Source organism: Marisediminitalea oceani (assembly GCF_003731635.1).
GTDB classification, from domain to species: domain Bacteria; phylum Pseudomonadota; class Gammaproteobacteria; order Enterobacterales; family Alteromonadaceae; genus Alteromonas; species Alteromonas oceani.
Genome location: NZ_RCUA01000014.1, coordinates 1 through 15,934, shown reverse-complemented (window position 1 = coordinate 15,934; position 15,934 = coordinate 1). Strand labels below are relative to the sequence as shown.

The window sequence follows — 15,934 nt, the reverse complement described above, 5'->3', positions numbered from 1 at the left end:
CGATGAACACCCTTGCCGTTCGGCTAGCACTTCCCCTTGCCGGGTGTGCAGAGGACTTTCACCTCCAAGTCATCGACTCACCACCACAATGAGTCGGACAGTGCTTTCGCACTACGCGCCATGCCCGGCGCACGATCAAAAAAGCCCCGCACTTTCGTGCAGGGCTTTCTGAATAATGGTGCCTCGACCCGGGATCGAACCAGGGACACGCGGATTTTCAATAGACAGCTTAGCCATAAAAATGATATAAATCAAAAACCTAATTAAAACATAAAATAGCTTTGCAAATTCTTTGCAAATCAACATATAACCTGTTCTACTAGCAGCATGGCTAAACAGATTGCTAGACATGACATAAACGACACGCTGTACATCTTCAAACAAGATAACAGCGAACGTTGGTATGCGCGATTTGTACTGTTCAATACGTGGTACTGCAAATCAACTAAAAAGAAAGATAAAGACGAAGCCATCGCTATGGCACATCGAATATTTCTCGACCACGAAATCCGAATCGAAACCAATACGCTAGTTCAAAGCAAAAGATTCCGGTATGTAGCGGAAAGAGTTATTGAAAAACTTGAACGAGAGCTTAATGTCACCTCTCCTGAAAAACCCAAGGAACGAATCCCTGAGACCTTGATTGACTTTATAGAGAGCCAGGAAGGGAACAAAAATACCGAAAAGAAATTTCGTCATGACTACTCCCTAGCTCTCCGCAAATATCACATCCCCTACTTTGACAGAACATACGTTACATCGATAGACCAAGACGCCATTAAAAAATTTGATGAGTGGCGTATTAAACAATTCGGCAGAACACCGGCTTCATCAACGTTAAAGACCCATAATGCTGCGCTTAACTTAGTGTTTAAAGAAGCTATTGAACACAAGTGGATGATACCGATACAAGTGCCAGTATTGTCGTCGAAAGGTAAATCTGGAACACGCCGAGCCGCATTCTCAGAAGAAGAGTATGACGCTGTAATTGATGGTATTTACGAAAGTGAACGTAACGCTCACACCGAGAAGACAAGGCAAATCAGAGAGCTACTTTATGATTACTGTGAGATTGCAGTAAATACCGGCATCCGTCCGGGCACAGAGATGGAAAGCATCACCTGGGGTGATATAGAACTAAAAGCCCAAGGAAGTAAAGCACAGTTCTTTATCAACGTACGCAAAGGTAAAACAACTAAACACACTGGCACACGAAAAATCGTCTGCAAAAAAGATGTCATTGGCGCGATATCCCGACTCCGCGAACGGTTTCCACATAGAACACCAAGTCAAAAATTATTCCGATTGGCTAACGGTGAAACAACACCACAGTTAGGCAAGGCATTTGAAAAGGTTCTTCAGAATAACAACCTTAAAACGCATTCAGATGTACCAAGGACACTATACTCGTTACGCCACACATACATTACATGGCAACTGCTGGCAGGCACAAGCATGGACGTTATTGCTAAACAGTGTGGTACTAGTGTTGCTATGATTGAACAACATTACAGTCATGTAAGACCTGAAATGTTTGCCGACGAATTATCAGGTGTAACTTTCGATAAAACTAAGCCAAAGCCCGTTTCGAACAAAACACTAGAAAGGCGAGCTAAGAGTGCTGAACGCGACGAAAAACGTTTTAAAGAATGGGCGGCAGAGTACAAGAAACGTGGTTGTATTTAACTATAACTCGCCAGTCAAAGATAAACACGCCTCTTAATTTCATAGGATTCATTCAGTTTAATTTATCTTATTTTCATCATTATAAAAAAATAAAAACATTTTAAATCAAAATCTTACGCGACAACTTATCTGTAATAATTTCCGTTTACTTAATATCTATTAAACAAAAACTATTATAGAGATTTGAGATAAGCAAATATCGGATCTCATCGATTATCTTCCTAAAGGCACAACCTTGGGAAGGATAATCAATGAAAATTCTATATGTCGAACAGTCAGAACGACAATTTGATCACTTTAAACGAAATATAAATGCTAATAGTAAATTCAAATCAAACTTAAAAGTTTTTACAACACTGCTTTTGGCTAATTTCATTTTAAGTCCAGAGCAAGTGAACGCTGAGGAGATGGTAGAAAGTATCGTCGTGACAGCAACTAGAAAAGCAGAATCTATACTAAGTGTACCAATAGCAATAGATACTTTGTCTGCGGGGAAAATTGAATCATTTGATGTAGACACTACTAATGATCTGAGTTCATATTTTCCGGGAGTAGAAATACGAGCGGTGTCTTCATCTGAACAGGCGAAAGCGTGGATTAGAGGGTCTGGCAGTATAGATTTTGCGTCAAACACCAATCCAACTGTAGGTGTTTACATAGACGATGTTTATCTCCCAAATACGTTCCAACATACCGCTCCTATTTTCGATCTTGAAAGAATTGAAGTATTGAAAGGCCCACAAGGTACCCGCTATGGGCGGAATGTAACAGGTGGACTAATAAAATATGTTACCGCTAAGCCAGAAGATACTTTCTCCGGCTATTTTGATTTAGGTGTTGGATCTTTCAATGAAATTAAAAGTGCAGGAGCTATTACTGGACCTATATCAGAAACAACCAACTTTCGATTTGCCTACAAATACGTAAATGATGATGGGTGGGCTTCAAGCCGGGCATCTGAACCGAAGGGCGATGGTTTTCCGGGTACACTTAAAAACAATAGCCTTAACGCTGAAAATTTACTTGCAACGAGATTATTACTTGATTGGAATCCGTCAACGCTATTTAACTACGAGTTAATGATACATTCTATGCGTCGTAGAGCTGACGGCGGAACATTTCAGTATGTAGGTATAGTAGACCCCGTAACTTATGAGCCAACTTGTGACCCTCGTTCGAGAATTGATTGCATCGATTACTTAGGTTATCGAGATTCTGACGGCGTTGGTGAGAGGGGGGATACCAGTGCTGGTGACCATGACTTTTTCGGCGATGCAAACTCTGACTCATATGGCCTCTACGGAAAATTAAACTATGATTTTCCTGCATTCAGCGTTAAACATATTATCGCATTTGACCGATTTAAAAGAGATAGTCAGTATGATGCCGATGGCGGCGCATATATGCTTTCTAATAATTACTATAAATCTAATTTCAAAACGGCTTCATCAGAATTTCAGATAACTTCAAATGCACAAGATGAGTTTGATTGGGATCTCGGATTATATATATCATCTGATGAACTGTCCGCAGACAATAAGTACGTTTTCTTTGGCCTAGAAACAGACCAAGAGTTTTATCAGAAACAGCTATCCAAGGCCATATACGGCAACTTAAAATATCCTTTAACATCAGGGTTGTATTTTCTATCTGGGCTTAGATACACAAATGATTCTGTTTACTTTGATCATTACAGTATTAGACCTACAGCACTCGATTTTGCCCCCGGAGATGTAGAAGGGTCTATATCAGATCAGACTTTTACTGATATTTCCTGGACCATTGGACTTCAGCAAGAAATTTCTGAAAATACAATGCTCTATTCTACTGTAAGCAATGGTTACAAGAGTGGTGGTGCCGGAGCAGGATTCGGAGATCCTGGCGAATTTAATAGCTACAAGCCAGAGGATTTAATGGCCTATGAAGTAGGGTTTAAGTCATCATTGTTTGCAGGAAGAGTTGTCTTAGATACCGCTTTTTACTACTACGATTATAGGGATATCCACGTTTTTGATGTTACATCCAATCAATTCGGTGGTCAGAACTTTATAGTAACTAATGCTAGTAAGGGAATTTATAAAGGAGGCGAAATAGGAGCAAATATAAATCTTAATGATTATAACTCTATTAACCTAGGGTTATCATTTATACACGCGAAATATACCGATTTTATAAGTGCGAATGGCGAAAACCTATCAGGTAATGATGTTCCTTTCGCGCCTCCATTGAAAGTAGTTATTTCATATGACTCTTGGTGGAATCTATTCTCTGACTGGGAAACAAACCTCAATTTACGCGTTAGCTATACTGACCGCGTCTTTCACGATGTTAGAAATAATCCTCTATTAACAGCAGATTCTTATTTTTTATCTGATATTGCGCTATCAACAACCAGAAATGATGGAAAGTACAAATACTCTATTTCTATCAACAACCTAACGGACGAACAATACAGAGTTCAATCTTTTGATTTTATAGAATTTGGCTCAGTGACACATGTCCCCAACAAGCCCCGAAATATATCAATAAAATTTAAATACAGCTTTGAATAAGGAAGAAAAAATGGATTATTTAGATGTACCTGTAATTGACTTTTCAAATGCATATTCTGAAAAAATAAATGAAAGATTTAAGTTAGCAGAAGAAATAGGAAATGTTGTTACAAACATTGGTTTCTTAGTACTGTCAAACCATGGTGTAAACCTAGATGTAGTTAAAAAAGCTCAACAACAGGTTTCTGCCTTCTTTTCACTCCCTACTGATAAAAAGAAAGAATTCTCGCCTAAGAGTAAATCCTACTATCGGGGGTACTTTGGCATGGAGACTGGAAACCTTGGAGCTACATTAGGCGATAAAGAGGCTTTACCTGACTTGCGAGAATACTTCACGTTAAATAGGGAGTTAGGTCCCGCTTGTGACGATTATTACAAAACAGGTTTGGCTCAAGAGATATTTATTCCGAATATTTGGCCCGACAATACATTACCTGAATTTAAAATAGCATTACTAGAATATTATCGAGAAATGGAAGCTCTTGCTGAACGAATAATGAGAATGTTTGCATTATCTTTAGGAGTCGACGAATTCTGGTTTTCATCAAAAATTGATAAGCATATGACAAATCTAGTTGCTGCAAATTATCCAGAGCAGAAGAACTCATATTCTCCGTCTCAAATTCGAGCTGGCTCCCATACTGATTATGGTTCACTTACTATTCTTAAAGCAGAAAATAAGCCGGGACTTCAAGTTAAAAACAAATTAGGTGAATGGAAAGACGTGCCAATTGTTGACAATAGTTTTATTGTTAATCTGGGGGACTTGATGTCTTATTGGACTGGAGGTAAATGGGTTTCCAATATTCATCGCGTCATAAATCCTAAAACAAAGGACTCGAATTCCGATAGGCAATCAATAGTCTTTTTTCACCAACCTAATTTTGATGCTGTCATCGAAACAATACCAGGATTAGAGAAATCATCAAAATATCCTACGACGACAGCTTATGAACATCTAATGTCAAAAATTAACAAAATGAACAAAACATCAAAATTTAATGAGATTGGAGAATAATATGATTATTTACGAACCACCAAAAGCACCAAATAAAATTCCTTTAATTGACATAAGTGACTTTTATTCTAATGATTTAGAAAAGCAAAAATCAATTGCGTGGGAGCTACATAAAGCGGCTCGTGAAACTGGATTTTTCTATGTGGAAGGACATAAAGTCCCATTAGCATTAATGGATGCGCAACTCGATTTGGCAAAGAAGTATTTTTCTCAACCAGATGATGTGAAAATGGAATGTTACTCCAAAAATTGGGAAATTGTACGTGGGTATGAACCTGTAGCTGCGCAAGTTTTAGATGAAGGCTCCCCCGCAGACCTGAAAGAAGGTTTTGTTATCGGAAATGACCTGTCACCTTCGCACCCTTACGTCTCAAAAAAAGTGCCCAACTGTGGGCCTAATCAATGGCCTCACAGCCCAACAGGTTTTAAAGAACAATATAATGAGTATTTACATCACGTTACAGGCTTAGCTAAAGATCTGATAGAAATACTCGCTTTGTCTCTTAACCTACCCCGAGACTATTTCGCTGAAGGACTTGACGAACCAATGATTTTTTCTAGGTTATTACATTATCCTGAGCAGCTAAATCATGGAGAGAAGAATCAATTAGGAGCTGGTGCACATACAGATTGGGGAATGCTCACAGTTTTGTTACAGGACGATATTGGTGGGCTGGAAGTGCAAAATGCGGCTGGAGACTGGCTAACGGCTCCTCCTATACCAGGTACATTTGTAGTTAATTTGGGAGAAATGATCAAAGTACTAACTAATGGTCTTTATCACTCGAATATGCATAGGGTTTTGAACAATAATTCAGGCCGGTCACGTTATTCATGCCCAACATTTTTTGACCCTGATTATTTTTATGAAGTGTCCTGTGTATCTACGTGTATGCCAAAAGATAATAATCCAGATTATCAACCAACCACCGTTGGTAAACACATTGCGTACATGTATAGCAAAACATATGGTCTTTGAAATAATATAGTGAATTAAAAATGAACTTCTTGTCTTATTTAAATATATTTTCGAAAGATATCGAACGCCTTAGTAAATTTTATTGTGATGTTTTTGGATTTAAAGAAATAGAAGAAAGTAGATCAAATTATTTCATAGGCTTTGATACTGGTGTATCGAAGTTAGGGTTTAGTAGTTTTGACGCTTACGATTTGTTAGATATCCCGAAACCGGTAAATGAAGTAAAGGAAACCCACCACGTAATTACATTTGAAGCAAATAATATTCAAGAGGTTGACGAATTAACTGAAAAATCCATTGCTAACGGTGCAACACTCCTAAAATCGCCATTCAATACCTATTACGGATGGTATCAGAGTGTTTTACAAGACATTGATGGTAACGTTTACAGAATATCAACCATGTAAGACATAGCCACCGAAACGTTGATTATTAAGTTTATGATAAGATAGGCGGCTTAATTTATTTTGCCGCCATTTTTGACAGAATCATATTCCGAAACCCAAAGTTAACAGATTCATATTGAAGTCATAATCATTACTAAAGAAGAGCAAAGGCTTCATGCAAATATCTTTATACAGCAGCGTTATTGTAAGTTTGTTCGCTACAAATTTGAGTATAATTATATCTACGTGTTAACCTTCTTATCTCGGTCGGAGTTCTTTTGAATTGCTCTTTTATAGCTCTAGAAAAGTGTTGTTGATTTTTAAACCCGCAAATTTCTGATATTTCTAATACTGAATAGTCTTCTTCAGTTAAAAGTTGATAGGCCTTATTGACTCTTTCTGTCCAGATGTACTTCGCGATGCTTAACCCTATATTTTTCTTAAAAATACTATTCATAAATGCGTAGGAATACTTTAAATCTTCGCTCACCGATTTAGCAGAAATATCCGAAACTAGATTTCTGTTGATATATTTAAGGCACTCCCTTACTGGTAAAGGGAGAGGCGACTTGAATTCTTCCTCTTCGATTTCATTCACAAACTCGTTAAACAAAGTCTGACCGTAAGAGTCCCGAAGAATCGATGCATTTACCGAATCGGTATACTCAACTTCTAATGCGGACTGAAAAATAAAATCTAATTTTTCAGTGGTTGATATTGTATATTGTGATGATATTAATGAGGGTAATTGAGAATGGCCTTGTAACTTAACGTTGCACCAACGTACTCTGTGACTTGTTTCTGCAGGATAAATGTATTCGAGTTTTTGTTTTGCTATGATTAACGACGTTTCACCTTTTCTCAGAATATAATCTTGTTCATCTATTTTTACAATACAATCACCTTCAAACAATTGTACGAGCTGAATAACGAGGCCATTTACAGGTCCATACGTACCATAATAGCGGAAGGTAGCTTCTCCAAAATCAAATGATTTAAAGTTTCTCAATAATTGCATACAAATCTCTTACCCTTTGCGTGCTACTTAATCAATGCATTGCACCACCAGAACCTTAAACACTTTGAAAACGCATCAATAAGGTGCAAAACCTAGACAGAATTAAGTAAAATTTGACCAATACGTCTAGGACTAAGATAAAGCATAAGTTATGCCGATCTTTTTGGACTGGGTTGCGGATTTTAGTAGGCTTCACATCGCCCAAGACACCCAGTTGTTCCAGTGTTTATCGACAAATATAATCGTTGCCTTTAATAAATCTATTTAAAAGAATTAAGAAATAGATAAGCAATCAGTTTCCACTTCTAAATAAGTGACGTTAATGCTTATTAACATGACCTATTTATCCGGCGTACTGATTTGCGTTGTCGGATTATACATGAGCTGGCAAGGTGGTAGTTTTCTACTTCCATAGTTAAATTAAGCATTTAATAGGTTCAAATGGCTTCCTTACACTGTGTTGGTCTCATATCTGTATTGAATAGATCGCTCATTCATTGACCCTAGCTATATTTTAAGAGATAATCAACCTTCATGAAGAGGAATGTTGTGTCGAAAAAGAATTTCCGCATTAGCAAAAGTTTTAAAGTGGTTCTGGCCGCTTTGCTGTTGTGCGCGCAATTTTTGTTGATAGTTTCTGACGCATTTTCTTTTGAACAAGAACATTTTATTAGCAACGAAGTATGTACCGAAAGTACGTTAATCGAACTGCCTAATGCTTATGATTTAGGCACAGGAAATGATTGTGATCATTGCTGTTCGTGTCATGGCCATTTCACCCATATTGCTTTCTATCTTGATAATGACAGCACGTTTCTGAAAAAATCCCCTACCCTAGCTTCAGTTTATCTCGAAGCTTCACCTAGCCGTTTCATTAACCAAATAGAGCGTCCTCCAAGAATTTAATCCCTGTCGTTTTTCGTTTTTTCAACTGACTAGGATTATATATCATGAAAATTTCACAGTTTCCTGTGCGCAAATTTACGCGCGCCGGAATATTGACTAGTGCATTGATGCTATCTCAAGCCAATGCATTGGCAGAACAAGTAACTTTAGACGATGCTGTTCAACTAACTCTCAGTCGTCATCCAACATTATTGAAATTCAGACCTCTTACTAGAGCTCTTGAGGGAGATCGCCAACAAGCTTTGCTTTCTCCAGCTTACACCGTAGGTGCTAATCTAGAAAATGTGATGGGCACGAGTTCGACTTCGGGAGTTCAAGCAGCAGAAGCAACCATCTCTCTATCTTCAGTGTATGAACTTGGTGGTAAGAAGAGTGCAAGAACACAGGTTGTGGATGCCAGAGCTGCCCTTTTAGATTCAGAGCAGTATTCAATGTCTCTCTCACTACTTGGTGGGCTCACTCAGCAGTATATTCGCGTTCTGGCACAACAGGAGCGTCTGCAAATAGCTGAGCGAAGTGTGAGCTTAGCTGAAGACGCTCTTACTGTAATCACTAATAGAATAAAAAGTGGTGCAACGAATGATGCTGAATTGTTCAGAGCTAAATCGGCTTTAAATCAAGCGAAATTAGAACTTGCGACAGCAAAGGTGAATGAAGAGATAGCCCTGCAATCTCTCACACTATTCTGGCAGGGCAATTATGAAGATATCACGCTTACTGGTTCTTTAAATTCACCCGCTACAAATTATTCCTACGAAACACTTTTTAACCAATTCTTATCATCATCGAATGCGGATTTACTAATTAAGTCACTTGACCTGAAGGACGCTGAAATTCAGTTGGCTAAGTCTGATAATACCGCAGACCTATCTTGGTCTGTTGGTGTTAGAAGGAATCAAGGAGCTCAAGATACATCGTTAGTTTTTGGTGCCTCAATTCCACTATTTGCTGAGAAGAGGAATTCGGGTGCAGTCAAATCTGCAATTGCTAGTAAGGAGGCGGAGTTATTAGAGCGAGACACCAAGTATCTCGATGTAAAAGCGATTCTATTTAAAGCAACGAAAAGCATAAATTTTAGTTCACAGGCAGCATTGCACCTGGAAAAAGAAGTAATGCCTTATTTGGAAAGAGCATTGGAGCTGACCAAGGAGGGCTATCAAAAGGGAATTTACACTTATCAAGAATGGTTTGCTTCACGTGATGCACTTCTCCAATCTCAACGGAGTCTCATCAACTATCGCGAAGCCACCCTGCTCAATGAAGCACTTATCGAACAATGGACAGGGCAATCTCTGAAATCATTCACTTTCAATCTCCAGGATTAATTATGCTAAAGCAAATTTTATTTTTATTTCTTATCGGCACTGTGACATCTATCGCGACCGCAAGTGAAGATGTCACCAATTCAAATGACAACCAAAATATATTCCAGAAAGGTAACATCAAAATAGAAGTAAGTATCGATGAAAGCCCCGAGGGCTCTGTAATTATTGCCTCGACTTTTGAAGATGGGAAGCCATTTATCCCTGATTCCTTTTCTATAGAGCTACAGAAGTTAGGTTCAAGCTCAGAAAAATTTGAGTTTCAAACTTCAGAGGGGGTTTTGCGGTCAATAAAAGCTCTGTCTGAACCTCATTCTTTTAGGGCTACTATTTATCTGACTGACAAAAGACGAAAGTATTCCTGGGAGTGGGAAAACTTCGAGGGAAGAACACAGATCTCAAGAGCATTAACTGAAAAGTTTCAATTAGCAACCTCCGAAGTTCAGAGTGGGACCATTGAAAGACATATCGAATTGTTGGGTACTCTTGTAATTCCACCCAAGAACAAGGCTGAAGTTAATGCGCGGTTCTCGGGAGTTGTAGAAACTCTCGCTTCGGATGTTGGTGACAGCGTGAAGGCTGGCGATGTAATTGCAAAAATTCAATCAAATGACAGCTTACAAACCTACATCGTGAAAGCGCCAATTTCGGGTACGGTAGTAAGTCGAAATGTTAATGTTGGGCAGTTGGTTACCAGTGAAACGCTTTATAAAATAGTCGACGCTGAAACGCTTTGGGCAGAATTGAAAGTATTTCCATCCAAGCGGGATACAATAAAGCAGGGCTCTTATATCCACATAAAAAAAGGTTCCCGACAGCAAGATGCAAAGGTCAAATTTCTCATTCCGTCAGGTTCACTTGAACCTTATCAGATCGCAATTGTTGAAATCACTAATACCGAAGGAGAATTCTCCCCCGGCGATATGGTTACAGGTGTAGTTGATGCTCAGAAAGTCGATGTTTCGCTTCGCGTTGAGAATGAAGCTATCCAATCAATGGATGGTAACTCAGTTGTATTTTTAAACGATGGTAACACGTTTCAAGCTGTCCCTGTCGAGCTGGGTATAAAAGATGACAACTTCACTGAAGTAAAGCGTGGCTTAATCGCTGGTCAAATTTACGTATCAAAAAATAGCTTTCTGATAAAAGCGGATCTTGAAAAATCCGGTGCCTCTCACGCTCACTAATCCTGGAGACGATAAATGATTGATAATATTATTCGTCTTTCAGTAGAAAGACGCTTTTTGTTTCTTGTTCTTGCACTAATCTTAATTGGGATCGGCGTTTGGAGCTACCAGCGATTACCTATTGATGCTGTACCAGATATTACAAATGTACAGGTTCAGATTAACACCAAAGCTCCGGGGTACTCACCATTAGAAGCTGAACAACGAATAACATTTCCTGTCGAAACAGCACTATATGGCTTGCCTAACTTATCCTATACACGTTCTATATCGAGGTATGGTCTTTCACAGATTACAGTTATTTTCGAAGAAGGAACGGATATCTTTTTTGCCCGAAATTTAATCGACGAAAGACTTGCTAACCTTAAAAGTGTTTTACCTGATGGCCTTGAGCCAGAAATGGGGCCAATCGCAACAGGGCTTGGCGAAATTTTCGTATATACACTGGAAGGGAAAGATGGAGCAACGTTACCCGATGGCTCGCCGGTCACACCTATGGCTTTAAGAGAGGTACAAGATTGGATCATTCGACCACAGTTAGCCCAGGTTCCGGGAGTAGTAGAAGTAAACACTATTGGAGGTTATGACAAGCAATATCACGTCAATCCCGACCCTGTAAAAATGCTGGAGATGGGAGTCTCGCTTAAAGACATTTCTGAAGCACTATATTTAAACAATGATAATGCTGGAGCAGGCTATATTGAGAAAAATGGCGAGCAACTTCTTGTTCGCTCTCCAGGTCAATTGACAGGGATAAAGGATATCGAAAATGTCGTAGTAGGAAAAAAAGGATCTGTTCCTGTTCTAATAAAAGATATTGGAACTGTAGGCTTGGGTAAGCAGCTGAGGACCGGTGCCGCTACAAGAAATGGTAAAGAGACAGTGATGGGAACGGTCATGATGTTGCTGGGAGAAAACTCAAGGGAAGTTGCAGCTTTAACTGCCAGTAAATTAACTGAAATTCAAAGATCGTTACCAAGCTGGGTAGTTACTGAACCCGCCTATGATCGAACTACACTGGTCGACAAAGCGATAAACACTGTGCAGAAGAACCTGCTGGAAGGAGCATTACTCGTAATTGTCATATTATTTTTACTACTAGGCAATATTCGAGCGGCTCTTATTACGGCTGCGATCATACCTATTGCTATGATGATGACAATCACTGGAATGGTCCAGAGAGGTGTTTCGGCAAATCTGATGAGTTTGGGGGCTTTAGATTTTGGTCTGATTGTCGATGGCGCTGTCATCATTGTTGAAAACTGTATTAGGCGCTTATCTGAAGCGCAACAGCATCACGGCAGACTTCTTCAACTCAAGGAACGTCTAGAAGAAGTGAAAATAGCAACGATTGAAGTAATCAGGCCCAGCTTATTTGGAGTCGGGATCATAACCGCTGTTTATCTGCCTATTTTTACTTTAACAGGCGTAGAGGGAAAGATGTTTCATCCCATGGCAATAACTGTTGTTATCGCTCTTATTGCGGCAATGATTTTGTCACTGACGGTAGTGCCTGCAGCGATCGCAATTTTCATGGGGGGAAAAATCAGTGAAAAGGAGAGTTTTTTAATACGTTGGGTGAAACTGGCTTACGAACCAGCACTTAGAGCAATTCTTAAATTTAAAGCAGCTGCTCTCGGGGCTGCATTAACGCTTGTAATCTTCTGTGGATGGCTGGCAACAACGCTTGGTTCTGAATTTATTCCTCAACTGGATGAAGGTGATGTTGCTTTACAGGCTTTACGAATAACGGGTACCGGTCTAAACCAATCAATTCAAATGCAAGAACAACTTGAAGATGCGCTGTTGGAAATTCCAGAGGTAGGGGTAGTCTTTGCGAAAATAGGTACACCGGAAGTCGCTACAGACCCGATGCCTCCTAATGTAGCCGATAGTTTTATAATACTTAAACCTCGATCAGAGTGGCCTGATCCAGCTAAATCTAAAACGGATTTAGTGGCTGAAATTGAATCAGTCGCCTCAAAAATGCCTGGTAATAATTATGAATTTACCCAACCAATTCAAATGAGATTCAATGAATTGATTTCCGGCGTAAGGGCTGATGTTGCAGTCAAAGTTTTCGGTGATGATTTAGATCAATTGTTGGTGACTGCAAATGAGGTAGCTGAGATTGCTAAGTCGATTCAAGGTGCCGCAGACACTCGAGTTGAGCAAGTTGCTGGTCTTCCTATGCTGTCTATATTACCAAAGCGAGAAGCCCTCGCAAGGTATGGCCTAAACGTAGCAGACATTCAAGCACTCGTTTCAACAAGCATAGGAGGCAAGGAAACAGGCATAATCTATGAAGGCGATCGCCGGTTTAAGCTTGTAATCAGATTATCTGAAGAATTGCGTACGAATATTGACAAATTAGAGAGCCTACCTGTTCCTGTTGGTAATAGTTTTGTACCACTTGAAGAGGTAGCCACTCTCGAGTTAAAGCCGGCGCCTGCACAGATCAGCCGAGAGAATGGAAAGCGCAGAGTTGTCGTAACGACTAACGTACGAGGAACCGACCTAGGAGGATTTGTCGTTGATTTACAAAAAAGACTTAAATCCGATTTAAAAATGAAGGAAGGATATTGGTTAGAGTTTGGTGGTACCTTTGAACAACTGGAATCCGCCAGCAAACGGCTGACTTTAGTCGTTCCGGTTACGCTTGCGTTGATAGTTGGCATACTCATTATGGCGTTTGGGTCTGTTAAAGACGCATTGATAATTTTCACTGGTGTACCACTAGCCTTGACTGGAGGAGTACTGGCACTCTGGATTAGAGATATGCCTCTTTCAATTTCTGCGGGAGTAGGCTTTATCGCTTTGTCCGGGGTCGCGGTTTTGAATGGACTAGTGATGGTCGCATTCATCAGACAACTCTGGCAGGAAAATGGTGATATTTATACTTCAGTAATTCGAGGGGCCATAATCCGGCTTCGACCTGTTTTGATGACTGCGTTAGTGGCCAGCTTAGGCTTTGTTCCCATGGCACTTAATACAGGAACAGGTGCTGAAGTACAAAGACCGCTCGCCACTGTAGTCATTGGGGGAATTATATCGTCAACTTTATTGACACTGTTTATATTACCTGCGCTTTATCAGCTCGCACATAACAAACGCAACTCTTAATCAAATTTTACGCCCGGTATGTTCCGGGCGCACCGGAGCCTCTATGACTCATAATCATTCGAATAGCTCAAACAAAATTGGGTGGGCTTTTCTATTAAATTTCAGCTTCACAATTATTGAATTTATTGGCGGCTGGCTAACGAACAGCACTGCTATAATGGCAGATGCTGTTCATGATCTCGGCGATTCAATTTCTATTGGAAGCGCCTGGTGTCTCAATAAGTTAGGAGAGAGAGAGGCCGATGAAAATTTCACATATGGGTACAAGCGACTCAGCCTGTTAGGGGCATTTATTAACGGAGCCGTACTTATCCTTGGCTCAATCTGGGTATTATCAGAAGCCATTCCTCGAGTATTAGACCCGGTCGTTCCAAATACAGAAGGCATGATATTACTTGCGATTCTAGGTGTCGCTGTAAACGGCTTTGCTGTGTATAAACTCCAGGGAGGAAATACCCTAAACGAGAGAGTGTTGAACTGGCATTTATTGGAGGACGTTTTAGGCTGGGTTGCTGTATTAATTATTGCCATAGTAATGCAATTTGTCGACTGGCCAATTTTAGACCCCCTACTTTCGATTGGCTTTACGCTTTTTATATTGTTTAATGTAATTCGAAACTTATTAGCAACCTTAAAATTATTTTTGCAAGGTGTTCCAGAGAAAAACTTATACAAACAAGTGTTAGATGAACTCCGGAGTGTTGATAGAGTTGAATATATCCATGACTTAAAAATTTGGTCACTTGACGGAGAACACAATGTTATTACTATACGCGTTGGCAGTGCCTTAAAGACAGTTGAAGAATACAAGTTATTGAAGCTTGATATTTATGATAGCTTGGCCATGTTTGACTTCAGTTACAGCACAGTTGAAATAGAGTTTACTGACGAGCATTCTGCAGTTAATGAGGAGGTGAGATGAAATTCCATTACTCATTAACAATGATAGTCGACAGTAATTCAAGTTTTAATACTAAGCTAAAATTTTATTTGTGACACATTGTCTACAATCATGACTATAGATTTTCATGGAACTTTTTAGTTTGTTCCCCTCATGATTAAATTTTTTGTTAAACTGTAAGGAGAGTGTGATAGATAATAATGCGTAACTAAAGTGGTAAGAGGCAAGATTGAACACGTACCTTCGACATCAACGTTTCTTTCGTGCTCTTACGAGATGTTGAAAATAAAATATAGAGACATTAATGAAATTTATAAGTAACTATAAGATGAGCTTCTTATTTTTTATTAGTGGTATTTTGTGTTTAATCGCTTATAACATAAAAGGCTCGAGTATAGATGAAAATGGTTTTTTGGTTGAATCGTTTGGCTTCATTCCTATATTTTGGCTATTTGAGCTGATGGCATCGCTGACTTTTGCTTTCACTTTCATTAAACTTAAAAAAAAATCAGCGAAAGTAAAAGCACGCGAAGAACTTTTTCTAACTGACAATTTTGCTTTGCGATTTGCTATGCAACTCCTGGCTAGTAATTGAAAACTGAACCCAAAGGTTGTTGGGTATTGCCTTTTAGTTATATCAGACTTTAACTTCTTATATTAAAGCTCGCTAATTATTGGCTTTCTATTCTTTTATACACATTGATGAATTTGCACAGTTGGACCCATGTCAGTGCGGTACCTCATCGGTGAGTCAACAGTCTCAAATCAAAAATATCTACACAATGTAGCTAACCACAACGTAAGCGATCAATATAGACCCGGATCACCCCATTTTATCTAAGTCGCTCGTTAATTT

The 15,934-nt window shown here is 39.3% G+C and carries 12 protein-coding genes; 11 read left to right on the top strand and 1 reads right to left on the bottom strand.

The features are described 5' to 3' along the window. Positions 1-327 precede the first annotated feature (327 nt). The 5 genes from D9T21_RS04240 (at position 328) to D9T21_RS04220 (ending at position 6,642) form a co-directional block, all read left to right on the top strand. Positions 328-1,686 carry a tyrosine-type recombinase/integrase gene (locus D9T21_RS04240; protein ID WP_123323875.1) on the top strand — a complete coding sequence of 453 codons (1,359 nt, stop codon included), beginning with the start codon at positions 328-330 and terminating at the stop codon, positions 1,684-1,686. Positions 1,687-1,937: 251 nt separating this feature from the next. Beyond that, complete coding sequence (locus D9T21_RS04235) at positions 1,938-4,238, top strand: TonB-dependent receptor (RefSeq protein WP_073316895.1); 2,301 nt, start codon at positions 1,938-1,940, stop codon at positions 4,236-4,238. A 10-nt stretch (positions 4,239-4,248) separates the two neighbouring features. Then, positions 4,249-5,256, top strand: coding sequence for an isopenicillin N synthase family dioxygenase (locus D9T21_RS04230; protein WP_073316897.1), 1,008 nt, complete (start codon positions 4,249-4,251; stop codon positions 5,254-5,256). Between the two features lies 1 nt (position 5,257). Continuing rightward, positions 5,258-6,235, top strand: a complete 978-nt coding sequence (locus D9T21_RS04225) for an isopenicillin N synthase family dioxygenase (RefSeq protein ID WP_073316899.1) — start codon at positions 5,258-5,260, stop codon at positions 6,233-6,235. Positions 6,236-6,255: 20 nt separating this feature from the next. Further along, the gene (locus D9T21_RS04220; RefSeq protein ID WP_123323874.1) at positions 6,256-6,642 is read left to right on the top strand and encodes a VOC family protein; all 387 of its coding nucleotides are present in this window, start codon (positions 6,256-6,258) and stop codon (positions 6,640-6,642) included. Positions 6,643-6,808: 166 nt separating this feature from the next. Here D9T21_RS04220 and D9T21_RS04215 read toward each other — a convergent pair whose 3' ends face one another. Then, positions 6,809-7,639 carry a helix-turn-helix domain-containing protein gene (locus tag D9T21_RS04215; RefSeq protein WP_073316902.1) on the bottom strand — a complete coding sequence of 277 codons (831 nt, stop codon included), beginning with the start codon at positions 7,637-7,639 and terminating at the stop codon, positions 6,809-6,811. A gap of 549 nt (positions 7,640-8,188) precedes the next feature. Between D9T21_RS04215 and D9T21_RS04210 the strand changes: the two genes are divergently transcribed. The 6 genes from D9T21_RS04210 to D9T21_RS04185 all read left to right on the top strand — a co-directional run bounded on the left by D9T21_RS04210 (position 8,189) and on the right by D9T21_RS04185 (position 15,673). Continuing rightward, on the top strand, positions 8,189-8,545 hold the full coding sequence (locus D9T21_RS04210; protein ID WP_241155619.1) for a hypothetical protein: 357 nt from the start codon (positions 8,189-8,191) through the stop codon (positions 8,543-8,545). Positions 8,546-8,589: 44 nt separating this feature from the next. Beyond that, on the top strand, positions 8,590-9,870 hold the full coding sequence (locus D9T21_RS04205; protein WP_123323872.1) for a TolC family protein: 1,281 nt from the start codon (positions 8,590-8,592) through the stop codon (positions 9,868-9,870). 2 nt (positions 9,871-9,872) lie between these two features. Beyond that, complete coding sequence (locus tag D9T21_RS04200; protein WP_012516885.1) at positions 9,873-11,054, top strand: efflux RND transporter periplasmic adaptor subunit; 1,182 nt, start codon at positions 9,873-9,875, stop codon at positions 11,052-11,054. 15 nt (positions 11,055-11,069) lie between these two features. Beyond that, entirely contained in the window at positions 11,070-14,177 is a 3,108-nt protein-coding gene (locus D9T21_RS04195; protein ID WP_123323871.1) for an efflux RND transporter permease subunit, read from the top strand. 43 nt (positions 14,178-14,220) lie between these two features. Continuing rightward, on the top strand, positions 14,221-15,099 hold the full coding sequence (locus tag D9T21_RS04190) for a cation diffusion facilitator family transporter (RefSeq protein ID WP_123323870.1): 879 nt from the start codon (positions 14,221-14,223) through the stop codon (positions 15,097-15,099). 283 nt (positions 15,100-15,382) lie between these two features. Next, complete coding sequence (locus D9T21_RS04185) at positions 15,383-15,673, top strand: DUF3955 domain-containing protein (protein ID WP_105934847.1); 291 nt, start codon at positions 15,383-15,385, stop codon at positions 15,671-15,673. The last annotated feature ends 261 nt before the right edge of the window (positions 15,674-15,934 follow it).